The 24,865-nt window shown below is 29.1% G+C and carries 21 protein-coding genes; 9 read left to right on the forward strand and 12 right to left on the reverse strand.

Annotated elements, in window-relative coordinates; genetic code table 11:
- Window positions 1-92 precede the first annotated feature (92 nt).
- The 4 genes from Q4A58_RS01130 to Q4A58_RS01145 all read right to left on the reverse strand — a co-directional run bounded on the left by Q4A58_RS01130 (window position 93) and on the right by Q4A58_RS01145 (window position 4,731).
- On the reverse strand, window positions 93-761 hold the full coding sequence (locus Q4A58_RS01130) for a cupin domain-containing protein (protein WP_303115772.1): 669 nt from the start codon (window positions 759-761) through the stop codon (window positions 93-95).
- 129 nt (window positions 762-890) lie between these two features.
- Window positions 891-2,525: an FAD-dependent oxidoreductase gene (locus Q4A58_RS01135; RefSeq protein WP_303115775.1), complete on the reverse strand. Its 1,635-nt coding sequence runs from the start codon at window positions 2,523-2,525 to the stop codon at window positions 891-893.
- Between the two features lie 182 nt (window positions 2,526-2,707).
- Window positions 2,708-3,274: an alkyl hydroperoxide reductase subunit C gene (gene ahpC, locus Q4A58_RS01140; protein WP_303115777.1), complete on the reverse strand. Its 567-nt coding sequence runs from the start codon at window positions 3,272-3,274 to the stop codon at window positions 2,708-2,710.
- Window positions 3,275-3,384: 110 nt separating this feature from the next.
- The gene (locus tag Q4A58_RS01145) at window positions 3,385-4,731 is read right to left on the reverse strand and encodes a glucose-6-phosphate isomerase (protein WP_303115779.1); all 1,347 of its coding nucleotides are present in this window, start codon (window positions 4,729-4,731) and stop codon (window positions 3,385-3,387) included.
- A 245-nt stretch (window positions 4,732-4,976) separates the two neighbouring features.
- Here Q4A58_RS01145 and fucO point away from each other — a divergent pair, with 245 nt between their 5' ends.
- Window positions 4,977-6,125 (forward strand): lactaldehyde reductase, encoded by a 1,149-nt coding sequence (fucO, locus tag Q4A58_RS01150; protein ID WP_303115787.1) that lies wholly within the window; start codon window positions 4,977-4,979, stop codon window positions 6,123-6,125.
- Window positions 6,126-6,382: 257 nt separating this feature from the next.
- Entirely contained in the window at window positions 6,383-7,228 is an 846-nt protein-coding gene (locus tag Q4A58_RS01155; RefSeq protein ID WP_303115795.1) for a S1 RNA-binding domain-containing protein, read from the forward strand.
- A 200-nt stretch (window positions 7,229-7,428) separates the two neighbouring features.
- Here Q4A58_RS01155 and Q4A58_RS01160 read toward each other — a convergent pair whose 3' ends face one another.
- From Q4A58_RS01160 to Q4A58_RS01170, 3 genes are all read right to left on the reverse strand, one after another.
- A complete protein-coding gene (locus Q4A58_RS01160) occupies window positions 7,429-8,814 on the reverse strand; it encodes a hypothetical protein (protein WP_303115797.1) in 1,386 nt (461 codons plus the stop codon).
- A 62-nt stretch (window positions 8,815-8,876) separates the two neighbouring features.
- Entirely contained in the window at window positions 8,877-10,238 is a 1,362-nt protein-coding gene (locus Q4A58_RS01165) for a hypothetical protein (protein ID WP_303115799.1), read from the reverse strand.
- A gap of 35 nt (window positions 10,239-10,273) precedes the next feature.
- The gene (locus Q4A58_RS01170; protein WP_303115801.1) at window positions 10,274-10,621 is read right to left on the reverse strand and encodes a hypothetical protein; all 348 of its coding nucleotides are present in this window, start codon (window positions 10,619-10,621) and stop codon (window positions 10,274-10,276) included.
- A gap of 681 nt (window positions 10,622-11,302) precedes the next feature.
- Here Q4A58_RS01170 and accD point away from each other — a divergent pair.
- The 5 genes from accD to recR are packed head-to-tail and all read left to right on the forward strand — an operon-like array spanning window position 11,303 to window position 15,092.
- Window positions 11,303-12,235 carry an acetyl-CoA carboxylase, carboxyltransferase subunit beta gene (accD, locus tag Q4A58_RS01175; RefSeq protein WP_303115803.1) on the forward strand — a complete coding sequence of 311 codons (933 nt, stop codon included), beginning with the start codon at window positions 11,303-11,305 and terminating at the stop codon, window positions 12,233-12,235.
- A 15-nt stretch (window positions 12,236-12,250) separates the two neighbouring features.
- Window positions 12,251-13,192 (forward strand): acetyl-CoA carboxylase carboxyltransferase subunit alpha, encoded by a 942-nt coding sequence (locus tag Q4A58_RS01180; RefSeq protein ID WP_303115805.1) that lies wholly within the window; start codon window positions 12,251-12,253, stop codon window positions 13,190-13,192.
- Between the two features lie 23 nt (window positions 13,193-13,215).
- The gene (gene pfkA, locus Q4A58_RS01185; RefSeq protein ID WP_303115807.1) at window positions 13,216-14,184 is read left to right on the forward strand and encodes a 6-phosphofructokinase; all 969 of its coding nucleotides are present in this window, start codon (window positions 13,216-13,218) and stop codon (window positions 14,182-14,184) included.
- A gap of 9 nt (window positions 14,185-14,193) precedes the next feature.
- Window positions 14,194-14,490: a DUF496 family protein gene (locus Q4A58_RS01190; protein ID WP_303115809.1), complete on the forward strand. Its 297-nt coding sequence runs from the start codon at window positions 14,194-14,196 to the stop codon at window positions 14,488-14,490.
- Window positions 14,491-14,498: 8 nt separating this feature from the next.
- A complete protein-coding gene (recR, locus tag Q4A58_RS01195) occupies window positions 14,499-15,092 on the forward strand; it encodes a recombination mediator RecR (RefSeq protein ID WP_303115810.1) in 594 nt (197 codons plus the stop codon).
- A 146-nt stretch (window positions 15,093-15,238) separates the two neighbouring features.
- Here the strand turns inward: recR and Q4A58_RS01200 are convergent, their stop codons facing one another.
- Complete coding sequence (locus Q4A58_RS01200) at window positions 15,239-16,438, reverse strand: HTH domain-containing protein (RefSeq protein ID WP_303115813.1); 1,200 nt, start codon at window positions 16,436-16,438, stop codon at window positions 15,239-15,241.
- Window positions 16,439-16,657: 219 nt separating this feature from the next.
- Between Q4A58_RS01200 and Q4A58_RS01205 the strand changes: the two genes are divergently transcribed.
- Both Q4A58_RS01205 and Q4A58_RS01210 read left to right on the forward strand, forming a co-directional pair.
- Window positions 16,658-18,016 (forward strand): sodium/glutamate symporter, encoded by a 1,359-nt coding sequence (locus tag Q4A58_RS01205; protein ID WP_303115814.1) that lies wholly within the window; start codon window positions 16,658-16,660, stop codon window positions 18,014-18,016.
- Between the two features lie 5 nt (window positions 18,017-18,021).
- Window positions 18,022-19,191 carry a M20 family metallopeptidase gene (locus Q4A58_RS01210; protein WP_303115815.1) on the forward strand — a complete coding sequence of 390 codons (1,170 nt, stop codon included), beginning with the start codon at window positions 18,022-18,024 and terminating at the stop codon, window positions 19,189-19,191.
- 84 nt (window positions 19,192-19,275) lie between these two features.
- Here Q4A58_RS01210 and Q4A58_RS01215 read toward each other — a convergent pair whose 3' ends face one another.
- From Q4A58_RS01215 to tuf, 4 genes are all read right to left on the reverse strand, one after another.
- Complete coding sequence (locus Q4A58_RS01215) at window positions 19,276-21,297, reverse strand: urocanate hydratase (RefSeq protein ID WP_303115816.1); 2,022 nt, start codon at window positions 21,295-21,297, stop codon at window positions 19,276-19,278.
- Between the two features lie 14 nt (window positions 21,298-21,311).
- The gene (hutH, locus tag Q4A58_RS01220) at window positions 21,312-22,862 is read right to left on the reverse strand and encodes a histidine ammonia-lyase (protein ID WP_303115818.1); all 1,551 of its coding nucleotides are present in this window, start codon (window positions 22,860-22,862) and stop codon (window positions 21,312-21,314) included.
- A gap of 262 nt (window positions 22,863-23,124) precedes the next feature.
- The gene (locus tag Q4A58_RS01225; protein ID WP_303115819.1) at window positions 23,125-23,442 is read right to left on the reverse strand and encodes a hypothetical protein; all 318 of its coding nucleotides are present in this window, start codon (window positions 23,440-23,442) and stop codon (window positions 23,125-23,127) included.
- Window positions 23,443-23,620: 178 nt separating this feature from the next.
- Entirely contained in the window at window positions 23,621-24,805 is a 1,185-nt protein-coding gene (gene tuf, locus Q4A58_RS01230) for an elongation factor Tu (RefSeq protein ID WP_303115820.1), read from the reverse strand.
- Window positions 24,806-24,865 lie beyond the last annotated feature (60 nt).

The raw sequence follows: 24,865 nt of genomic DNA on the forward strand, positions 1-24,865 counted from the left end.
AAGTGGACATTTGTTATCTTACCACCTTTATTATTTTTTGTCAACTTATTTTTTTTATTTTTTTAAAATTTTTGTTTTATTTAGTTTTAAAACTATTTTATTAAAATTAGCAACATCTTAAAATTACTAATTGCCTCTACTGCATGTGCTATATTCCCTGGTAAAACTATGCTCTCTTCTTTTTTAACTAAAGAAGCTTTCCCGTCTACAACAAATTTTCCTTCTCCATCTAAAACTGTTACTAAAGCATCTCCAGGTGCCATATGAGGTTCTAAATTTTCTCCCTTCCAAAATGACATAACAGTTATTACCAAATCTTTTTTAGCAACTAAATTTTTACTAACTATCTTATTCTCTTGATATTCAATACATTTTTCCAATTGAATAGTTTCCGCATAATTTAATCCCTTTAACATCTTATTTTCCATATCGTTACCTCCTATTTTTTCACCTACTTCTATGAATTTAAAATTTTCAAATGACTTCAAAGAGTAATCTTTATTTTTGTCAACTCTTAAAAATTCTCCTTTTCTAATTTCTTTTTTTACATTTTCTATTATTATTGCTCCTCTTCCTGAAAAACAATAGTAATATCTCTCTCCGCACATGGCTTCAGCTGTAATTTCTTCAGCTGAAGCTAGAGTAAACAAAGATAAATAAGTATTTTCATGATTTATTGCTCTCATACTTACAACTTCTGACTCATTAACTAAAACAATTTCATTTAAATCAATTTTTTGTGCAATTTTTATCTTTAACATAGAATCCTCCTTTCTAGAAAATCTTAACATTTTTCTACTCCAATAAGTAGTACATATGTTACAATTAAAAAAAGACTATTGGATTCTCATCATATAAAAAGAATTTCACAATAGTCTTTTTGTTTTATTTTATTTATTTATTATTTCTAATATATCCTCTATATTTTTTTCACCAAAGTAAATTTGTTTATCATTTATTATTACAGCTGGAACACTCATTATATCATATCTATTTTTGAAATCTTGGAAAGTAAATATATTTATCATTTCCATTTCTACATTTTTATTAAGTGTTGCAATTCTTTGTGCTGATTGAACTGTCTTTGGACATTTAGTACATGACAAAGAAATTCCAATTTTTATATTTACTGGTTTATCTATTTTTTCAATTTTTGATAGACTTTCTTCTGCAACTTTTTGTCCTGGTCCTGCAACATTATACATTCCTAATATAAATGAATTTAGTTCATGCCCACTTGGAATACTAGAATATTTCAATCCCTTATATTCCCCATTTTTATCTAATATTGTTATAGTTGGAAATCTTTCAACTTTTATTTTTGCTTCTAATTCTTTATTATCTCCAGCATTGTATGATGAAAATTTTAGTTTATTTGAAATCTCTGCTATTTCTTTTACAGCATTCTCAATTGCTGTAGATTCATCATTATTAGGATCTTTTATGACAATTAATTCTATTGGATTCTCAAATCTAGCAACCACATCAGAAAGCTGTTTTTTAAGATTATCATCTAAAAAGCTTTCCTTTTCTGCTGCTATATTTGTAACTTTAGTTTCTTCTTTTTCTTCTTTTTTGAGTCCTAATTCTTCTCTTAGATCATGTACATATTTTTCTATACTTGTTGCTGCTATTGCCCCATCAGATACAGCAGTAACAACCTGTCTTAATCTTTTTGGTCTTATATCTCCAGCAGCGAATATTCCTGGAACGTTAGTCATAAGTTCTTCATCTGTTGGTATAAATCCATATTCATCTATATTTATATGTCCTTTAAATATTTGACTTGAAGGAGCATATCCCACAAATACAAACACCCCAAATGTTTCCCCAACTTTTGCTTTATACTCGCTAATTTCACCTGTTACATTATTTTTAAATTTAGCCCCTGTTGGTTTCATATCTCCTGTTAGTTCTGTTAATTCCGTATTAAATTTAACAGTTATTTTAGGATGTGCTTTAACTTTATCACCTATTGATTTAGCACAAGTAAAATCAGGTTCTCTTGCTATTATTGTTACAGATTTCCCATACTTAGTTAAAAACATAGCTTCTTCAGCTGCTGCAAAACCTGCTCCTATTACAAATATATCCATACCTGTGAAAAATTCTCCATCACAAGTCGCACAATATGCAACCCCTCTTCCTGTAAATTCCTTTTCTCCAGGAAAACCTAACTTTCTAGGTGCTGCTCCTGTTGCAACAACAATTGATAAAGCTTTATACTCTGCATTTGCTGTTTTAATTACTTTAATTTTTTGTGTAAAATCCATGTCAGTAACTTCTTCTTGAATAAAATTAACACCAAAATTTTCTGCTTGCTTTCTTGTTTGAGCTATGTATTCACTACCAGAAATTTCAAGTATTCCAGGATAGTTCACAACTTCACTCGTTAAAGCTATCTGCCCACCCTTTTGTTCTTTCTCTAATATAAGAACATCTAATTTAGCTCTTCCTGCATATATTCCCGCTGATAAACCAGCTGGTCCACCACCTACAATTATAAGGTCATAAATTTTCTCCATTTTTCTCCCCTTTCATTCTTAATTTTATTTCTTCTCTAAAAATACTAATACCTGTTTCCTTTAAAAATAAAGTATTCAGCTATTAGGATTTTTACTTTCTTTACTTTATAAAAAGGGATATAATATTAATATTTATACCCCTTTTCTTTATGTTTTAGATAGAAGCTTGAAGCTTCTCTTTCTTATAGTTCTCCTATTAAATCAATGCTTGGCTTTAAAGTTTCGCTTCCAGGTTGCCATTTTGCTGGACAAACTTCCCCATGTTCTGCAACGAACTTAGCTGCTTGTAATTTTCTTAATAATTCTTTTGCTTCTCTTCCTATTCCATTATCATGGATTTCATAAGCCTTAATAACTCCTTCTGGATTTATTACAAAGCTTCCTCTTAAAGCTAGACCTTCTTCTTCTATCATAACCTCAAAAGCTCTTGCTAAAACTCCTGTTGGATCTGCTATCATAGGATACTCAACCTTTCCTATTTTTGGTGAGTGATCACTCCATGCTTTATGAACAAAATGAGTATCACAAGAAACTGAGTAAATTTCTGCTCCTTCTTTCTTAAAAGCTTCATAATTATCCTGTAAATCTTCTAATTCAGTTGGACATACAAATGTAAAATCTGCTGGATAGAAAACAAATACTGACCATTTTCCTAACAAATCTTTATCTGTTACTGTTATAAAATCCTTTTCACTTTTTTTGAAAGCCACTGCTTTAAACTCTGGAACTTTTTTCCCTATTAATGACATTTTAATCCTCCTAAAATCCTTATTTTTAAAATTATATCTAATTTGTAATCGTTATAAAGATATCCTATTATATTTTACTTACTTTGTCAAGTATTTTTTCTTAAAGCTTTTTACTTTCTTAACCTTTTATTTAATTGCGCTGATAAAAATTCAAAGCCCTTCTTTCCTAAAAGAGCAAACATATTTTTCTTATATGACTCCACTCCTGGTTGATCGAAAGGATTCACTCCAAGCATATAACCACTTATAGCACATGCTTTTTCAAAAAAGTATATCAAATATCCTAAATTATAAGCATTCATCTCTGGAATATTTATTGTCATACACGGAACTCCTCCATCTATATGAGCAAGTAAAGTTCCTTCGAAAGCCTTTGAATTAATATAGGTTAAAGTTTTTTCTGCAAGATAATTCAAACCATCTAAATCTTCTTTTTCTTCTTTTATTTTTAAATCTTCCGAATTTTTTTCAATATTCATGATTGTTTCAAATAAAAATCTTCTACCATCTTGTATATATTGTCCCATAGAATGTAAATCTGTTGTCAAATCCACTGCTGCTGGAAAAATTCCCTTTTGGTTTTTGCCTTCAGATTCTCCAAATAGTTGCTTCCACCATTCAGCTATATAATGCAAACTTGGTTCATAATTTGCTAAAAGTTCGACTAAATAACCCTTTCTATATAAAATATTTCTTATAAGTGCATATTTGTGACAATCATTAGAATTAAAATCGTTTTTATAATCCTCTCTTGCTTCTTGTGCTCCTTTCATTAGTTCATCAATATCTATTCCAACTACAGCCATAGGGAGAAGTCCTACAGCAGTCAGAACTGAAAACCTTCCTCCTACATCATCTGGTATTACAAATGTTTCATATTTTTTTTCATCTGCTAGTTTTTTTAGAGCTCCTTTTGCTATGTCTGTTGTTGCATATATTCTTTCCCTAGCATCTTCACCATATTTTTTTTCTAGTAGTTCTTTAAACACTCTAAATGCTATTGCTGGTTCAGTTGTTGTTCCTGATTTAGATATGACATTAACAGAAAAATCTCTCTCTCCTATAACCTCTATTAAATGCTTTAAATACCTTCCAGATATATTTTGTCCTGCAAAGTATATCTCTGGAGTTTTTCTTTTTTCCTTAGATAAACCATTATAAAAGCTATGTGTTAAAGCTTCTATAACTGCTCTTGCTCCTAAATATGAACCTCCTATTCCAACGACAATAAGAACTTCTGAATTATTTTTTATTTTTTCTGCTGCTTTTTTTATTCTTTCAAATTCATTTTTGTCATAATTTTCAGGTAAATCCAACCAACCTAAAAAATCATTTCCTTCTCCTGTCTTAGTTTCCAATTTTTTTACAGCTACTTCTACTTCTGATTTTAAAGCATTTATTTCCTCTTCACTAATAAAATTAAAAATTTTAGAGTAATCTAAATTTATTTTTTTCATTTTTACCTCCAAACTTTGAATTAAAAAAATTCTATTTTTTAAATTATAACACTCTTTTTATATTAAATAAATATGAATATTTACTATAAAAAATAGAATTTTTTTGCTTAATTTAATTGATGTTTGTCACAAAAAATGTTATAATATTATACAAATATACCTATTTTTAATTTTTATATAGCTTTACAAAAAATATATAGTTATAAGAAAGTTTTATTTTAAATTTTAATATAGGAGGAAACGATATGGCTAGATTTATTCTTAATGAAACAAGTTATTTTGGGAAGGGAAGTAGAGCTGAAATAGTTAATGAAATACTAACAAGAGGTTATAAAAAAGCTCTTCTTGTCAGCGACAATATTTTAGAAAAGTGTGGAGTATTAGATAAAGTTAAAGAAGTTTTAGATGGGGCTAACATAAACTATGAAACATTTACAGAAATTAAGCAAAACCCAACAATAAAAAATTGTAAAGATGGGCTTGCTGCTTACAATGAGGCTAATGCTGATTTTATAATTGCTGTTGGCGGAGGTTCTGTAATTGATACAGCTAAAGCAATAGGAATTACAAAAAACAATCCAGAGTTTGAAGACATTAAATCTCTTGAAGGTGTGGCAAATACAAAAAATAAATCTGTACCTATAATAGCACTCCCAACAACTTGTGGTACTGCTGCTGAAGTTACTATTAATTATGTAATTACCGTTGAAGATGAAAATAGAAAAATAGTATGTGTGGATCCTAAAGATATACCTTTAGTCGCAATAGTTGATGCGGAACTTATGATGACACTTCCTGCGAAAACAATAGCAGCAACTGGTATGGATGCTTTAACTCATGCAATAGAAGGCTATATAACTAAAGGAGCTAATACTATCTCTGATATGTTTGAAATAAAAGCTATTGAGATGATAGCAAAACATTTAAGAGGCGCTGTAAAAGATAAAAATATGGAAGATATGGAAGGAATGAGTATAGCTCAATATATTGCTGGTATGGGCTTTTCAAATGTTGGTTTAGGAATTGTCCATTCTATGGCTCATCCTCTGGGAGCTATTTATGACATACCTCATGGTGTTGCTAATGCTCTTTTGTTACCTATTATTATGGAATTTAATATGTCTGCTTGTATAGAAAAATATGTAGATATTGCGAAAGCAATGGGAGTCAATGTAGAAGGTCTATCTAAAGAAGCTGCTGCAAAAGCTGCTGTAGATGCTGTAAGACAACTTGCTATTGACGTAGGAATTCCTCAAACTTTAAGAGAAATAAATATACCTAGGGAAGGCATTGCTAAGTTATCAATAGATGCTTTAAATGACGTATGTACTGGTGGAAACCCTAAAGATGTAACTTTAAAAGATATAGAAAATTTATATCAAATAGCTTATTAATAAATTTAAGACCTTAGGGGCTTTTGCAATTTAAAGATTTATAGGTTTTTTGAACTCATACCTAATAATAATTTCTAATATTTTTATTAAAGCTATGCTTCACAAAAATATTGAAATTTTATATTTAGATTGACAAGCAAAACTTTTTAAAATCTAATTTGCAACAGTCCCTTTTTTATTAGAAAGTAAATTTTAATTTCTTTTCTTCAATTTATTATGTTATAATTTACAGTAAATTAAACTAAAAGGTGAGATTTATGATAAAAGTAGGAAAAAGACAAAAATTAATAATAAATAATTTTTCAAGTGTAGGTGCTCATCTATATGCAGGTACTGATGATGATAAGGATAATATTTTATTACCTAATAATGAGCTTGAAGGAAGAGAACTAAAAGAAGGGGATGAAGTTGAAGTTTTAATTTATAGAGATTCAGAAGATAGACTTATTGCAACTTTCAGAAAAACTGAAGCTTTAGTAGGTACTCTCGCAAAACTCAAAGTTGTTGATACTCATCCTAAATTTGGAGCATTTTTAGATTGGGGCTTAAATAAAGATTTGATGTTACCTCGTTCCCAACAAGAAATAAATGTTGAAATTGGGAAAAAATATTTAGTAGGTTTATATGAAGACAGTAGAGGAAGAGTTTCAGCCACAATGAAAATTTATAAATTTCTAATGCCTTCGTCTTCAATAAATAAAGGAGATATAGTTTCTGCAACTGTATATCGAATTAATGAAGATATAGGAGTTTTTGTAGCTGTTGAAGATAGATATTTTGGACTTATTCCTAAAAATGAATGTTTTGAAAAATATTCTATAGGTGATGAATTAACCCTTAGAGTTACAAGAGTAAGAGAAGACGGAAAAATAGATTTAAGTCCTAGAAAGCTCTTATCTGCACAAATCGAAAATGATGCCGAATTAATAATGAACAAAATGAAAATCTTAAAAGATCATTTCCGTTTTAACGATAAAAGTTCTCCAGAAGAAATTTTAGATTATTTTGGACTTACAAAAAAAGCTTTTAAAAGGGCAATAGGTAAGCTTTTAAAAAGCGGCTTAATTGAGAAAAAAGGTGATTATTTTTCATTAAAAAAATAAGGACTTATTGCAACTTAAAGGTTTATAGGTATTTAGAGTCATGCCTAATAATAATTTTTAATATTTTTATTAAAGCTATGTTTCGAAAAAATATTAAAATTCTATATTTAGGCTGACAAGCAAACCTTTCTATGAACTGCACCTCCAATCTTGTGTCCAAGATTTTGGGTGCAGTTCATTTGCAACAGTCCCTTTTTATTTTACCCATATGCTGGCAGGTGATCAAATATTTCATAGAATATTTTTTCTTTCAACTCTTCTTGTTCTAAAAACTTAATTTCATTAAAACCATCTTCATTTAATTTAAAATCAAACCTTATATAACCTTCTTTTCCAGTTTCAAAATCTCTAATTTTAATCCATGATTTTTGGTCTGTTTCTATAAATAATAAAATTCTTCCTTTTTCAGCTTTAAACAGCAGTTCCTTTGACTTTATATCTTTATAAATATTAATTGGCAAATTAACTGTTCCCACTATTTTGTTATCATACTCTCTTATCTTTTTTATTCCTTCTTCCAGAACTATTTTTTCATTCTCTAATTTATAGATATTTTCTCTATAATAGGGGAAACCTAATTCTGTGTCATATCCCATTATATTTAATGTCTTATCTTTTTCATTATAAGTTGGAGCGATTTTTATTGACATCCCATAAATAATATGTCCTATATATACTAAAGCATTTTCTTTATAATGAAATACAATTCCTATTCCATCAGACTCGCCTGAATAAGAATTTATCTTAAAAATAAGCTCTTTATATTTATCTTTTGGGTCCATATCTATAATTTCCATATCTCCAAGTGGAAGTCCCCAAAGATGATTTTCTTCAGAGCTAATTCCTGCCATTTTTACTAAATCTTCTGTTGTAAAAACATTATCATCTATTTTAACAGTTCCTGTATAAACAGTCTTGACTTCCTTAAAAAAATCTTCCGCATCATCAGATATAAAATGAATTTTTTCACTTTGATTATCCTTATTTAAGTCTATTTCTTCAGAAATTTCAATTTTGGATTCATCTGAATCAAAGTTTACTTCTTCTTCTAATTTAGTCCATGATTTAATTGTATATACAGTTTCTAAGCCTTCATTTGAATTTTCCCTAAAAAGATAGACTTTATCGTCACCCCACATTTGTATATTATCCTCTCCCTCTTTTGAAAAGAATAAATAAACTGGTTTATCATAATTTTTTAGTACAAAAGCTTCTCCTCTTTTCATTGAAAAGGAGAATATTTTTTCTTCAACTTCACCAGCAGTTTTAATATCACAATTTGAAATATCCTGATTAGCTATAACAAGAATATAGTTTTTGAAATCTCCCCAATTTCCTTTAAATTCTTCCTTTGAATCTAGAACTTTAAATTCTTTCCATTCATCCTCAGAAAGAAAGTCTTTATTTTTAAAAAATACTCCAATTAATGCATCATCTGCTTCACAAAAATCTAAATGCTTTTTAACAAAGTTTGATACTTCTGTCTCAGCATTTGAAATATTTTGGCTAACTTCCTGCTTTTCATTTTTACAGCTTATAAACAAAGCAGAAAATATAAGCAAAATAAAAATCATTATTTTTTTCATTATTTTCTCCCTTATATAATTTTAATCATTTACTTAATATCAATATTAGTCTTTCATTAGCGTTAAAAGCCTATCTCTGGAAGATTCATAAATACATTAGAAAATAGCTTTAATTCATCTTGTTCAAAAAATTTAATATCTGAATATTTTTCATTTTCTTTTTCTGTTTTGGCTATAAATCTTATATAGCCTATTGCACCTGTTTTAAAGTCCTTAACTTTTATCCAAGATTTATGATCTGTTTCTAAAAATAATAAAATGCTTCCTTCCTTAGCTTTAAATAATAATTTATTAGAATCTGTTGACTCATAAATATTAACAGGTATCCTTACAATTCCGACTATTCTTCCATCAAAGAATTTCATCTCTTCTACTTTTGTTTCCAGAACCAACTTTTCATTTTTTATTTTATACATTATCGAAACATTATATGGAAAATCTAAATACAGCCCAAAATTATTTTTTATATTGATTAGATTATTTTCCGAATCAACAACTTCAGCTAGTGAGTGATAAGCTTCGTATTCAAGACTTCCAAGATATTTTAAATCCCCATCCTTATAATGAAAAATAATAAAGGTTTCTTTTCCAAGTTCATTTTCACCTGAAATTCTGAATACTATTTCTTTATGTTTATCATTTTTATCAATATCAATAATTTCTAAATTGGAAATAGGTCCAAATATTTCTATATCTACTAAGGCTAATATTTGATATATTTCATACTCTCTTTCATCAATAATAAATTTGCCTGTATCCCCATCAGCTAAGAAACTTATTTTTTCACTTTTTCCATCTCCATCTAAATCTATCTCTTCTGAAATATTTCCTTTTTTTTCTGGAAGATTTTCATTTTCTTCAGTTTCATTATATCCCTTATATTCATGCCAAGCTCGTACTTCATATCCATAATCTGCTATTTTATACTCTTCATTTTCAGAATAATACTCACTCAAGCCCTCGCTTCCATATATTTCAAGGCTAATATTTTCTTTGTCACCAGACATATTTATGTAAATTTCTTTATCTTCATAATTCTTTATAACAAAATTTTCTGTCTTTTTTAGAGAGAACGAGTATAATTCATCTCCATCTAATGACATTACTCTACAGTTTTTTATATCATCATTAGCTATTACTAAAATATAATTTTTAAAATTTCCTAAACTTTCTTGAACTTTTTCCTGTGGATCTAATAAAGTCAAACCTTTCCATTGTTCTTCGCTCAAAAATTCCTTATTTTTAAAATATACTGCAATTATAGCATTATCTTCCTGATTAAAAAAGTCCAAGTATTTTTTTACAATATCTGAGTTTTCAATTTTATTCTCTGTGCCTGCTGTATTAACTTCTTTTTTCTCATTTTTACAACTTACAAATAAGCAGGATAATAAAACAAATATTGATAATAATATTTTTTTCATTTTTTCTCTCCTCACTGTATTCTCAAGCCAATTTTTTATTTCCAAGGGTCTGAAGAAGCTGAAATTCTAATGCCAGTAAGTAAAGCTTGATCCCATAAGAACCATTCTCCAGTAGATGGTTTTAACCTTAAAGTGATAGGTCTTGGGCTATCTGCTCCCGAACTTTTAACAAATAACTTAACAAGGTTTTCCTGCTCATATGAGTAAGGATTAAAAGAAATGATTACAGTATAAGGTTTAGAAGGGCTGTAATTATTTTCTGGGCTGCTTCCTTTCAGATATGATTTTGGAAGATATTCTTTTTCACATAAACGATCCTTATAAAATTGCTTATCATAAGCTGTAAGTTCTGTAGGACCATTTAAAAATTCTATCATCTCCATTCCGTCCTCCTGAAACTCTGGATATCTACAATAGCTGCAATATAGCATGCTACTGTATCTTGTGGACTTAGTAGTTTAGCTTGTTCTAAACTCTTTAGCTCTTTTAAATTTTTTGGTAAAAATTTTAATTGAATTTCCTAAACTTCATTCTTTTTAGTGTTTGAAGCTGGAGCTCCAAATAAAAAATTGAAAGGAAATATAAAAAATAATGCCAATTTAAAAATTTTTTTCATAACTTTATCCTCCTCATTTATTTTATATAAATTTAATTTGTCTTAATATAAATATTTAATTAATATATTTTATCATTTTATTCTATTTTTAATATTATAAAACTTGGCTATTTTAAAAGTCAAGTTTATTTAAGTGCATATGAACCAACAATTTTTATTTTCTTTATAATGTATTAGTTGTATTAGTTCTACACAAAAGCTTTAAAAAATTCTAATAAAAGTTAATTTTTTTAATGATATTTAATAAATATTAATTTCTAATAAAAGGCAAAAATCTTTAAAGGGACAAAACAAATACATAAATTTAAAATTCATTATATGTTAAAAAAATTGATTTTTTCAAGCCCTTCAAAAATAAAATTATTGAAAAAACAATAAAAATAAAATATAATATAACAACAGTTATAATTTTTAAAACAAAAAGATTAAAAAGAGGTGAAAATATATTATGGGAATTTTTTCATTTGGAAAAAGCTTATTTTCGTCAAATAAATCTTCTTCGAAAGTAAGCCCAGTTAAATTGAAAACTAAGAAAAAATATTTAACTTTGGATAAAGAAAGTGAAGAGGAAAGAATTGCTAAATACAAAGTAAAAAATATAGACAAAGCTAAAGAAGATGAGTGGATAAAATGTCCTAGTTGCTCTGAATTAAATCACAGAGCAGATATAGCTAAAAATTTAAAAAAATGTCCTAATTGTGATAATTACTTCAATATGAGTGCTAGAGAAAGAATTTCTTTACTCATTGATGAAGGAACTTTTGTGGAAGAAGATACAACTCTATCCTCTGCTAATCCCTTGGATTTTCCAGACTATGTAGAAAAAAATATTCAAGCACAAGAACAAACTGGTATGTATGAAGGTGTTATAAGTGGTATAGGAGAGATAAACGGGCTTAAAGTAAGTATAGCATGTATGGACTTTAATTTTATGGGTGGAAGCATGGGATCTGTTGTAGGTGAAAAAATAACAGCTGCTATGGAAAGAGCTATTGAACATCATATCCCTGCAGTAGTAGTTGCCATATCTGGTGGTGCTAGAATGCAAGAAGGGCTTTTTTCTTTAATGCAAATGGCTAAAACTTCTGCTGCTGCTAAACAAATGCGACTTCATAGTTTACCCTTTATATCTGTTCCAGTAAATCCAACAACAGGAGGAGTTACTGCATCTTTTGCCATGCTAGGTGATGTCATTATTTCAGAACCTAAAGCAAGAATAGGATTTGCAGGACCAAGAGTTATAGAACAAACAATTAAACAAAAGTTACCTGAAAATTTCCAAAAAAGTGAATTTTTACAGGAATGTGGAATGGTTGATATTATTGCAAAAAGAGAAGATTTAAAAAATACTATACATAAAGTTTTAACTAATCTTGTTTAAGTAGGAGGAAATAGTATGCAATTTGAATATGAAATAGAACAAATACAACATAAGATAGATGAACTTACTAAATTCTCTGAAGAAAAAGAGATAGATCTATCTGATGAAATTAATAAATTAAAAGACCAAAAAGATATAGCTTTAAAAATACTTTATGATAATTTAAGTGACTGGCAAAGGGTTGCTGTTTCAAGACATCCTGCTAGACCTTATACCCTTGACTACATAGAAATGATTACTGAAGATTTTGTGGAGTTACATGGAGATAGATTATTCAGAGACGATCCAGCTATAATCGGAGGACTTTGTAAAATTGATGGTAAAAAATTTATGGTTATTGGCCATCAAAAGGGCAGAACAATGAAAGAAAAAGTTTTTAGAAATTTCGGAATGGCAAACCCTGAAGGTTATAGAAAGGCTTTAAGGCTTTTTGAAATGGCTGAAAGATTTCATATTCCTGTTCTAACTTTTATAGATACTCCAGGGGCTTATCCAGGACTCGAAGCTGAAAAACATGGTCAAGGAGAAGCTATTGCAAGAAATTTAATGGAAATGAGCGGACTTAAAACTCCTATTATTTCTGTTGTAATTGGTGAGGGAGGTTCAGGAGGTGCACTGGGACTTGGAGTTGCAGATAAGGTTTTTATGCTTGAAAATTCAACATATTCTGTTATATCTCCAGAAGGTTGTGCTGCTATCTTATATAAAGATCCAAGTAGAACAGAAGAAGCAGCTAAAAATTTAAAGATTTCTTCTCATAGCCTTTTAAATGTAGGTTTGATAGACGGTATAATCGATGAATCTTTAGGTGGAGCACACAGATGCCCAGAATGCACTGCTTTTAATCTTAAAAAGGTTATTTTAGAAACAATTGAAGAACTTGAAAAAATATCATTAGATGAATTATTAGAAAAAAGATATAATAAATTCAGAGATATGGGAATATTTTATAAATAAATTTAATGTAGGTGATTTTTAAAATGCAAAAAAAAATAGCGATTTTAACAAGTGGTGGAGATTCTCCTGGAATGAATGCAGCCATAAGAGCTGCTGCAAAAGTCGCAATATCTTATGGTTTTGAAGTATATGGAATAAAACGTGGATATCTAGGTATGCTTAATGATGAAATATTTCTAATGGATGAAAGATATGTTTCTGGTATTATCGATAGAGGAGGTACTATTCTTCTAACAGCTAGATGCGAAGAATTTAAAAAAGAAAAATTTAGAGCTATAGCTGCCAATAACTTGAAGAAAAGAGGAATAGAATACTTAGTTGTAATTGGTGGAGATGGTTCCTACCGTGGAGCTAACTTACTTTACAAAGAACATGGTATAAGAGTCGTTGGAATCCCCGGAACTATCGACAATGACATCTGTGGTACAGATTTTACATTAGGTTTTGATACTTGTTTAAATACCATTTTAGATGCTATGTCAAAAATAAGAGATACTGCTACTTCACATGAAAGAACTATTTTAATAGAAGTCATGGGTAGAAGAGCAGGAGATTTAGCTTTGCATGCTTGTTTAGCAGGTGGTGGAGATGGAATAATGATTCCTGAAATGGACAATCCTATTGAAATGCTAGCATTACAAATTCAAGCCAGAAGAAAACAGGGGAAACTTCATGATATAGTTTTAGTCGCTGAAGGTGTAGGAAATGTTTTAGAAATTGAGCAGCAATTGAAGGGGAAAATTAATACAGAAATTAGATCTGTTGTCTTAGGGCATGTGCAAAGAGGAGGTACTCCTTCTGGATTTGATAGAGTTCTCGCAACAAGAATGGGAGCTAGAGCTGTTGAACTACTGTATGAAGGAGAAAGTGGTGTAATGGTTGGTATAGAGAGAAACGAAATAATAACTCATCCTCTAGAATTTGCTTGTTCAGCTGAAAGAAATTCTAATTTTAAAAAGGATTATGATTTAGCAATTCTTTTATCAAAATAGGAGTATAAAATGGATAATGTTTTAGAGCTAGTAAGAAAAGAAAGAAGAAAAAATCAAATAAAAAGAGAAATTGAAGATAACGATAGAAAAATCAGAGATAATAGAAAAAGAGTTGAGCTTTTAAATAATTTAAAAGCCTATATTAGAGCTAGTATGTCTTATCAAGACATTTTAGATATAATTGATAATATGCAATCTGATTATGAAGATAGGGTTGATGACTATATTATTAAAAATGCTGAATTGGGTAAAGAGAGAAGAGAGATCAGTAAAGTTGTTAAAGATATTAAAAAATCTATTTTTTAGGTGAAACAATGGCTACAAAAAGTTTAGAAAGGCTAATTCTAGAGTTTAATAAATTACCTGGTGTAGGGATAAAATCAGCTACTCGATATGCTTTTTTTATGCTTAATCAATCCAAAGAAGAAGTAGAAAATTTTATTGAAGCATTACATACAGTTAAGGAAAAAGTAAAAAAATGTACTATATGTGGTAATTTTTGTGAATCTGACATATGTGATATTTGCTCTGATAGTTTAAGAGAAAAAAGTATTATTTGTGTTGTTGAAGAAAGTAAAGACATAGTTACATTGGAAAAAACTACAAAATTTAGAGGTACTTATCACGTTTTAGAAGGAAGACTGGATCCATTAAATGGGATTGGTCCTAATGAGCTTAATATAAAATCTCTAATTCAAAGAATAGCAGACAATGATATAAAAGAAATTATTTTAGCTACCAATCCTAATCTGGAAGGCGAAACCACCGCTATGTATTTAGCAAAACTTATAAAAAACTTTGACATAAAAGTAACAAAGCTTGCTAGTGGTATTCCTATGGGAGGAAATATTGAGTTTTCAGATAGTGCCACTATTTCAAGAGCACTAGATGACAGAGTTGAAATTTAAAAAAGGATATTGCATTTTAAAGATTTCATAAGTTTGAATTGCCAATATAAATTTTAATATTTTTAAGAGCTGTAACTTTGATAAAAATATTAGAAATTTATGAGCTTAAAACTTTTAAAAATCTAATTTGCAATATCCTTTCTTTATTAAAAATTTAAAATATAAATTTTTTTAGGTCTTCCTCGCTTCATTTTTTCTATAAAAACATTAGCTAAGGAATTTTTTTCTAATTTATCCAGTATTCTATTCGCTGTTCGTGAAGAGATACTCAAGTATACTCCTAGTTCTTCTGAACTTATTCTTTTTTCTTTTCTAAAAATTTCTATTAAATTCTTTGCTCTTTCATTACTAATATTTAGTTTTTTTAATTTTTCAATAATTTCTAGATTTTCTTTTTTCTTTTCATCTATTTCTTTTAAAATTTTCGTTTTATCTGCTCCCATAATACACACTATCTCACCACAGGTTTCTATATTCTTTTTTAAGGCTTCTTCTGCATAAAATCGAGCTTCATTCATATTTTTCCCATTACCCCAACCTATAAAAAAGTCCTTTTTATATTTAGATTTTATTAAAGAATTAATATCTAATTCTAAAAAATCTTCTTTTAAGACCAAAATATTCAAATCTTCTCTATCTCTTTGTAAAATACAATTTTTACAGCTACTTTGAATAATATTTTCTAATTCTTTTAAATTATTTTGTCCTTTTAGTTTTCCAAAAACCACCTGATTCTTATCAAATTTTTTTGCCTTTATATCATTTATTGCCAATGTAACAGTTTCTCTTATTGCTGACTCAGATGGAAAAAGAAATTTATATGGAATTTTATGTTCATCCAAAAACGGTAACATATTACTTATCCTAGTTAAAACATAATCAATTTTTTTTTCTTCTTTAAGTCTCAAATAATTTTTTTTAAAATTTTCATATAGCTTTGAATCACTGTAATCTAAAGGTAAAAATATAGGTTCTTCATCCTTTTTAAATACATTTTCTAACCAATATTCTTTATCTTCGTTTGAAATAAAATCAATATAAACTCGTGAAAAATTTATATCAGGTCTCTCTTTCAATGTTTCAAATAAGTATTTAAAAAGATCACTTTTAGAAATTTCAAGATAGTAGATAGGTGTTGTAATTTTCACTTGTTTTTTTATATTTTCATAACCTATAGGTCCACTTGTAATAATGCCATGATACTTATGGGCTATTTTTTTATATATTTCTCCTAGGCTATATAAATTATCATAAAATATATATTCTTTATTACATTCTATTTCTTCTAAGGCTTTCTTTATGGAATTGAATGAGTTTTTAGGAGTAAAAATAGCTATTTTTATCATAATATATTCCTCACTTTTTTACTTTTATTATACCATTTATATCTTTTTTTAGTTAAAAAATTTTGTCAAAAAATTTGACAAATAATATTTAAAAAAGTATAATTATTTTAATTAAAAGATGTCAAAAAATATGTCAAAAAATTTGATATCTCTATATTAATTAAGGAAGGAGGATGTATGATATAATTTATATCATACAAATTGGATATGACAGCTAAAATGTTTTCTGAATTATTGAATAGTTTAGGTTTATTGGGACTATTTTTATTGTTAGGTACCTTTCTGAGAGCCAAAATAAAATTTTTTCAACAAACTTTTATGCCTGCTTCAGTTATTGGAGGTTTCTTATTATTAATTTTAGGTCCTGTGTGTTTCAATATTTTAAAAATCTCTCCAGAATGGCTTAAAATTTACTCTCTTTTACCAGGTATCCTTATAATTCCAATAGTTGCCTCTGTTCCACTTGGATTGAAATTTTCATCAGAAGTAAAATCAGTAAAAAATGTACTTCCTTTAGCTTTTATAGGATTAGGAATAGCAATGTTTCAATTTTTTGCTGGATTTTCTATGCAATATATATTCAATGGAAAATATGATTTCTATAGAACTTTTGGTTGGGAACTGGGCTTAGGTTTTGTTGGAGGGCATGGAACAGCTGGTTTACTTGGAAATATGTTACAAAATGCTAATCTACCTTATTGGGAAACTGCTCAAGGTGTTGCTACAACAACTGCTACTTTTGGTATAGTTGGAGGTATTTTAATCGGTATGTTACTAATTAATTTTTCCTCTCGTAAAGGTTATACAGCAATTTTAAAAAAGCCAGGAGATATACCTGAAAGTTTTAAAATAGGATATATAAAAGACACTGAAAAACAACCTCTTTTAGGAAGAGATACTACTCTTTCTGCATCAATAGATTCTCTTGCCTTTCACTTTGCAATTATTTTTAGTGTCTGCCTTATCTCATTTAAACTATTAGAATTTATGAAAACTCACAAAATTTTTATTTTAGATAAAATTTCCATATGGGCTTATTCCATAGTTGTAATGTTTATTTTCTGGAATCTTATGTGTAAGTTAAAATTAGATTTCTTAGTTGATTCTAAGGTAAAAGCAAAAATTTCTGGTACATTAACTGAATTTGCTGTCATTGCTGCTATTGCTAGCTTACCAATTAAAGCTGTTTTTGCCTTTATAGTTCCTATTACACTTATGTGTATTATAGGATTTATTTTAACTACTTTTTTCCTATTTTATATGTGTAAATATTTTTTAAAAGATTATTGGTTTGAACATATGATATCCACTTTTGGAATGTCCACTGGTGTATTTTTAACAGGAATACTTTTACTAAGAATTTGTGATCCAGATTTCAAAAGTCCTGTCATGACAAATTATTCTTTTGCCTACACTATTATTAGTATAACTTATTTTGCACTATTAAATTTAATTTTAGCTACTCTCCTTGATAAAGGTTTGTTTTCGGGAGCTATGCTATCATTAGCTATAGGAATAGGCTTTACTATTTTAGCAATTTTGATAAGTAAATTTTCATTTAAAAATTTAGAAAGGTAAGATCTATGAAAGAAATTTTAATAAATAAAATAAAAGCTATCGAAGAAGATGTAATAAATTGGCGAAGATATCTTCATAAAAATCCCGAATTATCCAATAATGAAAAAAATACTTCTGACTTCATTATAAAAATTTTAGAAGAACTTGATGTAAGATATGAAAGACAGAGTGATAACTATGGAATAATTGCAAAAATTGGACTAAATAAATCTGAAAAGAAAATTGCATTTAGAGCAGATATGGATGCTTTGCCAGTTGAAGAAGAAAATGAAATTTCATATAAATCTTTAAAGAAAGGGCTTATGCATGCCTGTGGTCATGATGCTCATATGGCCATCTTATTAGGTACTGCAAAAATTTTAAAAACTTTTGAAAAAGATATTAAAGGTGAAGTTTTACTAGTTTTTCAACCAGCTGAAGAAGACTCTCCAAATGGAGGAGCTAAAAGAATTATAGCAAGTAAAGCTCTTGAGGGAATTGATAAAATTTATGGACTCCATGTCTGGCCTGAAATTGAATCTAATAAAATTGCACTAAAAGAAGGAGCTTTTATGGCTGCTTCTGACCATTTCTATATCAATATAAAAGGAAAAGCATCTCATGCCGCTGAACCTAATAAAGGAATTGATGCTCTAGTTGCTGCAGCAAATTGGATTGTAAGTACACAATCTATAATTTCAAGAGAAATAAGTCCTATGGAAAATGTAGTTTTTACAATAGGAACTATGAATGCTGGTGTTAGGTATAATGTTGTTGCTGAAAATGTTAGAATCGAAGGAACTTGTAGAACTTTTAATCCAACAATAAGAGATTTTATAGAAAAAAGATTAAATGATAGCCTAAAAGCTCTTGATAGCTTTTTTGGAACTCAAAGTTCTATTGAATATCAAAGAGGATATTGCTCATTAATTAATGATGATGAGTCTATTGAATTTGCAAGAAAGGTTGTAAAGGAATATTTAGGAATAGAGTCTTTAGTGGAAATCAAAGAGCCTTCAATGTGTGCAGAAGATTTTGCTTTTTATCTAAAAGATTATAAAGGTGCTTTCTTTTGGTTAGGAACAGCTTATGAAGGATGTTCTGTACTTCATAATTCTAAATTTAATATCAATGAAAGCATTTTAAAAAATGGAGTTCTTCTGTTCTCTTCTTTAGCTCTTGAATACTTAAAATAAAAACCTCTATATATTTTATACAGTAAAAAGGATACCCATAAAGAGTATCCTTTTTATTATATATATAAAAAGTGGTGTAAGGTCTTATTTTTTTAAGACTTTTTTAATTAATTCATCACAAACTATATATGGTAATGTAATATGGTCTGTTCCTTTATTATCATTGTTATATTCAATTACAGTTTCTATTGAATGAGGATTTCTTGCCCAAGCTCTTCTTGCAACTCCACCCATAACATCCCAAGGCATAGCTTGCATTAAGATTTCATCAACTCTGTGGCTTCCATCCAATACCATTCCAAATCCACCGTTTATAGATTTTCCTATTCCTACTCCTCCACCGTTATGAAGAGCTATCATAGTCATTCCTCTTGCTGCATTTCCTGCAAAACATTGAGTTGCCATTTCTGCCATTATATTACTTCCATCTTTTATGTTAGAAGTTTCTCTAAATGGCGAATCTGTTCCAGATACATCATGGTGATCTCTTCCTAACATTACAGGTCCTATTTCCCCATTTCTTACCATTTCATTGAATTTTAAAGCTATTTTTGTTCTACTCATAGCATCTTGATAGAATATTCTTGCTTGAGTTCCAACAACTAAACCATTTTTATCTGCATCTTGTATCCATACATAGTTATCTCTATCTTGGTATCTTCTATTTGGATCTACTAATTCCAATGCTGCCTTATCTGTTTTTAATAAATCTTCTTTTTTTCTTGATAAACAAACCCATCTGAATGGTCCATATCCATAGTCAAATAACTCTGGTCCTAATATATCTTCTACATATGAAGGGAAAATAAATCCTTCTTTATCATCTTTTCCATTTTTAGAAATTTCTAATATTCCTACATCATAGATAGATTTTAAGAAACTGTTTCCATAATCAAAGAAATAAACCCCTCTATCATGTAATGTTTTAATTGCTTTATAATGTCTTTTTAATCCTTCGTCTACTAGCTCTTTAAATTTAGCTCTATCAGTTCCAAGAAGTCTTGTTCTCTCTTCAAATGAAGTTCCTACTGGACAATATCCTCCATCATATACAGCATGACAAGATGTTTGATCTGATAATAAATCTATGTGCTTATTATACTCTATTGCATATTCAAGTAACTCTACTACATTTCCATGATAAGCTATTGCATAAGGTTCTTTTGCTGCAACTTTTTCTTCAGCAATTTTAAAAGTTTCTTCTGGAGTTTTAGTTATAACATTTACCCAACCTTGTTCAAGTCTTGTGTTAATTCTTGATAAATCAACTTCTGCAACAATTCCAACACCTTTTGCTATTTCACAAGCCTTCCCTTGAGCTCCACTCATCCCTCCAAGACCAGATGTAATGAATAATTTTCCTCTTAAATCTCCATCAGCTGGAACTCCACAGAACAATCTACCTGCATTTAAAATCGTTGAATAAGTCCCATGAACTATTCCTTGCGGACCTATATACATCCATCCTCCTGCAGTCATTTGACCATAGTTAGCAACACCTATCGCTGCTCCTCTTGCCCAATCTTCATAGTTATCAAATAAACCTATCATAAGACCATTTGTAATTATTGCTCTTGGTGCACTTGGATTAGATCTAAACAAACCTGCTGGATGGCCAGATGTCACCACAAGAGTTTGATCTTGAGTCATATTTTCAAGGTATTTCATTATAAGTCTATATTGCATCCAATTTTGGCAAACTTGACCTGTTTCTCCGTAAGTTACTAATTCATATGGATAAAGAGCAATATCAAAATCCAAGTTATTATCTATCATAACTTGCATAGCTTTAGCTTCTACACATTTTCCTTTATATTCATCTATTGGCTTTCCATAAATTTGTCCAGCTGGTCTGAACCTATAACCATATATTCTTCCATAAGTTTCTAATTCTTCTAAAAATTCTGGTGCTAGCATTTCATGAAATTCTTCTGGTATATATCTAAGAGCATTTCTCACTGCTAGTTCTATATCATGATCTGATAGTTTAACTATTCTTTTTGGTGCTCTTCTTATAGAAGGGTCCAATTTAGGTATTTCCATTGGTATATCTTCAGCAGTTAATTTTATCGTCATTGCTTCATAAATTGATTTATTATTAATCATATATTTCCTCCTAATTAGAATTCTAATATTCCTGTTTCTTTTTCCACATTTTCTACAATTTTATTTGTCTTTATTATATCTTCAGCTGTATGAATATCAATATACATTTCTCTATCTTCTTTTACATAAGGAATTAATCTTCTAACTTCTTCATAAGCTAGTTTTACAGCTGGAGCCAATTTATCTTTTGCTCCTTTTAAATCAATTGCTTGACAGGCAGAAATTAATTCCATTCCTATTACTTTTCTAGTATTTTCTAATATATTTTTTGCTTTTATTGCAGCTATTGAACCCATAGAAACATGATCTTCTTGATTTGCTGATGTAGGAATAGAATCTACAGATGCAGGGTGTGCTAAAACCTTATTTTCAGATACAAGTGCTGCAGCAGAATATTGAACTATCATAAAACCTGAATTTAATCCTCCATTTTCAACTAAAAATCCTGGAAGTCCATGGCTTAAGGCTGGGTTAGTCATTTTTTCTATTCTTCTTTCAGAAACATTTGCCATCTCTGCTATAGCGATTCCTAGAAAATCAAATGGTAATGCCATAGGCTGACCATGGAAATTTCCACCTGATATAACTTCATTTGTTTCAACAAAAATTAGAGGATTATCCGTAACAGCATTTATTTCTATTTCAACTTTTTGTTTTACATATTCTAAAGTATCTTTAGTTGCTCCATGAATTTGAGGTATACATCTTAATACATAAGAATCTTGAACTCTTTCAACACCCTGTTTAGTAACATTCTTACTTCCATTTAAAATAGTTCTCATATTTTTAGCAGTTCTTATTTGCCCTGACTGACCTCTTACTTCTCCTATTCTTGCATCATAAGCATCAACTATTCCATGTAAACCTTCCATAGTCATAGAAGCTGCTATATCTAGATGTTTTGATAAATTAATTGCATCATATAAAGTATGAGCTCCTAAAGATGTTAAAGATTGCGTTCCATTAGTTAAGGCTAGCCCTTCTTTCGATGATAATTCTGGAATTATAGCTATTCCTGCTTTTTCCATGGCTTCTCTTCCACTCATTAATTCTCCATTATAATATGCTTTCCCCATTCCTAACAATACTAAAGACATATGAGCTAGTGGAGATAAATCACCTGATGAACCCACTGAACCTTTTTCAGGTATCCAAGGTGTTACATTTTTATTTAACATCTCAACTAAAGTTTCTACAACAATTCTTCTAACTCCTGAATATCCTTTAGCTAAGTTTACAGCTCTTAATAAAACTATTCCTCTAGAAACATCGTTTGCCATAGGTTCTCCAACGCTACAAGCATGGCTCATAACTATATTTTTTTGTAGTTGCCCCGTTTGTTCTTTAGATATAGAAACTTCAGCAAATTTCCCAAATCCTGTTGTTATTCCATAAGAAACTTTACCATCCTCAACATATTTGTCAACTAATGCCCTTGCCTTATCAATCTTTTCGTAAGCCTCCTCAGAAATCTTTACCTTATATCCATTTCTTGTAACATTAATTAAATCTTCCAAAGTGATTTTTTTACTGCTTAATACCAATTCCAAAATAAACACCTCCACTTGTAATAAAACAAAATTTAATTTTTAAAATGACTTTAATAATTGTTTAAAAAAATCAAAATAAATCTATTTTCTAATTTATTTTAATCTTTTTTATTTATATATTTTTTAATATTAGTACATTAATATTTCTTACATTACAATTATAGAGTTTTTTTAGAAAGAATACGAATATATTTTATATATTTTTTTATAAAATTATATTTATTTTATAAATCTATGTTCTTTACCATCATTTTACAGTAATTTTATAAAGAAAATTTTAAGCCATAAAAAAAATTAAAATAAGCTGTGGTATTACTGGAATAAATAAGGATGATACAAATAAAAGTCCATATAAAATTTTTTCCATTAATGTGCTATTAAGTGCAAGTATTAAAATAAAATAATAAAAAATATAATAAGATGCTACCGCTCTAATTAATACCTCTACAAAAAATAAAATTTTTATAAAAATACTTTTTATCCTTTTAAATATTTTATAATTTACAATTAGGGATGTAAGAATTAATATAAAAAGTACAGCTATAAATATTATTCCAACTAAGTCAAAACTTACATTTCCTATCTCAAAATTCATAAACTCCCTCCCTTTTTCATTTAAATAATTATACCATATAGTCTATTAAAAATTATCAAATATTTTTAGATGGATATTTTTGAGTATTACTTTAATTCATTCAGCATCTTTTTTTGTGAATAAAAAAAGAGAGCTAAATGTGTATTGCCCCCAAAAAGCTCTCTTAAAAAATTTTTTATTATTTAGTTATTTCAGAAACAACTCCTGAAGCAACTGTTCTTCCACCTTCTCTAATTGCGAATCTTAATCCAGTTTCCATTGCGATTGGGTGAATTAATTCAACAGTCATTTCAATGTTATCTCCTGGCATTACCATTTCTACTCCTTCAGGTAAATTTACTGCTCCAGTTATGTCAGTAGTTCTGAAGTAAAATTGAGGTCTATATCCTGTGAAGAATGGAGTATGTCTTCCACCTTCTTCTTTAGTTAGTACGTAAACTTCTCCTCTAAAATTTGTATGAGGTAAGATACTTCCTGGTTTAGCAAGAACTTGTCCTCTTTCAACATCTTCTTTCTTAACTCCTCTTAATAGAGCACCTATATTATCTCCAGCTTGACCTTGATCAAGAAGTTTTCTAAACATTTCTACACCAGTACATGTAGTTTTAGATGTTGGTTTAATTCCAACTATTTCTATTTCTTCTCCAACTTTGATTACTCCTCTTTCAACTCTTCCAGTAACAACTGTTCCTCTTCCTGTTATTGTGAATACATCTTCTATTGGCATCAAGAATGGTTGGTCTACTGCTCTTTCTGGAGTAGGAATATAGCTATCTACTGCTGCCATAAGTTCCATTATTTTTTCTACCCATTTTTCTTCCCCATTTAAAGCTCCTAATGAAGAACCTCTTATAACTGGAATATCATCTCCTGGGAATCCATATTCAGTTAGTAATTCTCTAACTTCCATTTCTACTAATTCTAATAATTCTTCGTCCTCAACCATATCTGATTTATTTAAATAAACAACTATATATGGAACTCCAACTTGTCTAGAAAGTAATATATGTTCTCTTGTTTGAGGCATAGGACCATCTGCAGCAGAAACAACAAGTATTGCTCCATCCATTTGTGCAGCTCCTGTTATCATATTTTTAACATAGTCCGCGTGTCCTGGACAGTCAACGTGTGCATAGTGTCTTTCTTGAGTTTCATATTCTATATGTGCTGTATTGATTGTAATTCCTCTTTCTTTTTCTTCTGGAGCAGCATCAATTTTATCAAAATCAACTTTTTGTGCTAACCCTTTATCTGATAATACTTTAGAAATTGCTGCTGTAGTTGTAGTTTTTCCGTGGTCAACGTGACCAATTGTTCCAATGTTTACATGGGGTTTACTTCTTTCAAATTTTTCTTTAGCCATTTTTTCCTCCTAATTAGATTTTTATTTTTATATTATTATTAACTCAATTATACACTATTT

Source organism: Fusobacterium sp. (genome assembly GCF_030528405.1).
Taxonomy (GTDB): Bacteria; Fusobacteriota; Fusobacteriia; order Fusobacteriales; family Fusobacteriaceae; genus Fusobacterium.

What these genes read in the sequence shown, in the direction of transcription:
- Q4A58_RS01170 (WP_303115801.1), bottom strand. Translation starts at nt 10,621, where the DNA reads ATGGAGATGATAGAATTTTTAAATGGTCCTACAGAACTTACAGCTTAT.
- Q4A58_RS01180 (WP_303115805.1), top strand. Translation starts at nt 12,251, where the DNA reads ATGCAATTTGAATATGAAATAGAACAAATACAACATAAGATAGATGAA.
- accD (WP_303115803.1), top strand. Translation starts at nt 11,303, where the DNA reads ATGGGAATTTTTTCATTTGGAAAAAGCTTATTTTCGTCAAATAAATCT.
- Q4A58_RS01145 (WP_303115779.1), bottom strand. Translation starts at nt 4,731, where the DNA reads ATGAAAAAAATAAATTTAGATTACTCTAAAATTTTTAATTTTATTAGT.
- Q4A58_RS01135 (WP_303115775.1), bottom strand. Translation starts at nt 2,525, where the DNA reads ATGGAGAAAATTTATGACCTTATAATTGTAGGTGGTGGACCAGCTGGT.
- Q4A58_RS01210 (WP_303115815.1), top strand. Translation starts at nt 18,022, where the DNA reads ATGAAAGAAATTTTAATAAATAAAATAAAAGCTATCGAAGAAGATGTA.
- Q4A58_RS01190 (WP_303115809.1), top strand. Translation starts at nt 14,194, where the DNA reads ATGGATAATGTTTTAGAGCTAGTAAGAAAAGAAAGAAGAAAAAATCAA.
- Q4A58_RS01205 (WP_303115814.1), top strand. Translation starts at nt 16,658, where the DNA reads ATGTTTTCTGAATTATTGAATAGTTTAGGTTTATTGGGACTATTTTTA.
- Q4A58_RS01200 (WP_303115813.1), bottom strand. Translation starts at nt 16,438, where the DNA reads ATGATAAAAATAGCTATTTTTACTCCTAAAAACTCATTCAATTCCATA.
- tuf (WP_303115820.1), bottom strand. Translation starts at nt 24,805, where the DNA reads ATGGCTAAAGAAAAATTTGAAAGAAGTAAACCCCATGTAAACATTGGA.
- Q4A58_RS01160 (WP_303115797.1), bottom strand. Translation starts at nt 8,814, where the DNA reads ATGAAAAAAATAATGATTTTTATTTTGCTTATATTTTCTGCTTTGTTT.
- fucO (WP_303115787.1), top strand. Translation starts at nt 4,977, where the DNA reads ATGGCTAGATTTATTCTTAATGAAACAAGTTATTTTGGGAAGGGAAGT.
- ahpC (WP_303115777.1), bottom strand. Translation starts at nt 3,274, where the DNA reads ATGTCATTAATAGGGAAAAAAGTTCCAGAGTTTAAAGCAGTGGCTTTC.
- Q4A58_RS01225 (WP_303115819.1), bottom strand. Translation starts at nt 23,442, where the DNA reads ATGAATTTTGAGATAGGAAATGTAAGTTTTGACTTAGTTGGAATAATA.
- Q4A58_RS01155 (WP_303115795.1), top strand. Translation starts at nt 6,383, where the DNA reads ATGATAAAAGTAGGAAAAAGACAAAAATTAATAATAAATAATTTTTCA.
- recR (WP_303115810.1), top strand. Translation starts at nt 14,499, where the DNA reads ATGGCTACAAAAAGTTTAGAAAGGCTAATTCTAGAGTTTAATAAATTA.
- Q4A58_RS01165 (WP_303115799.1), bottom strand. Translation starts at nt 10,238, where the DNA reads ATGAAAAAAATATTATTATCAATATTTGTTTTATTATCCTGCTTATTT.
- pfkA (WP_303115807.1), top strand. Translation starts at nt 13,216, where the DNA reads ATGCAAAAAAAAATAGCGATTTTAACAAGTGGTGGAGATTCTCCTGGA.
- Q4A58_RS01130 (WP_303115772.1), bottom strand. Translation starts at nt 761, where the DNA reads ATGTTAAAGATAAAAATTGCACAAAAAATTGATTTAAATGAAATTGTT.
- Q4A58_RS01215 (WP_303115816.1), bottom strand. Translation starts at nt 21,297, where the DNA reads ATGATTAATAATAAATCAATTTATGAAGCAATGACGATAAAATTAACT.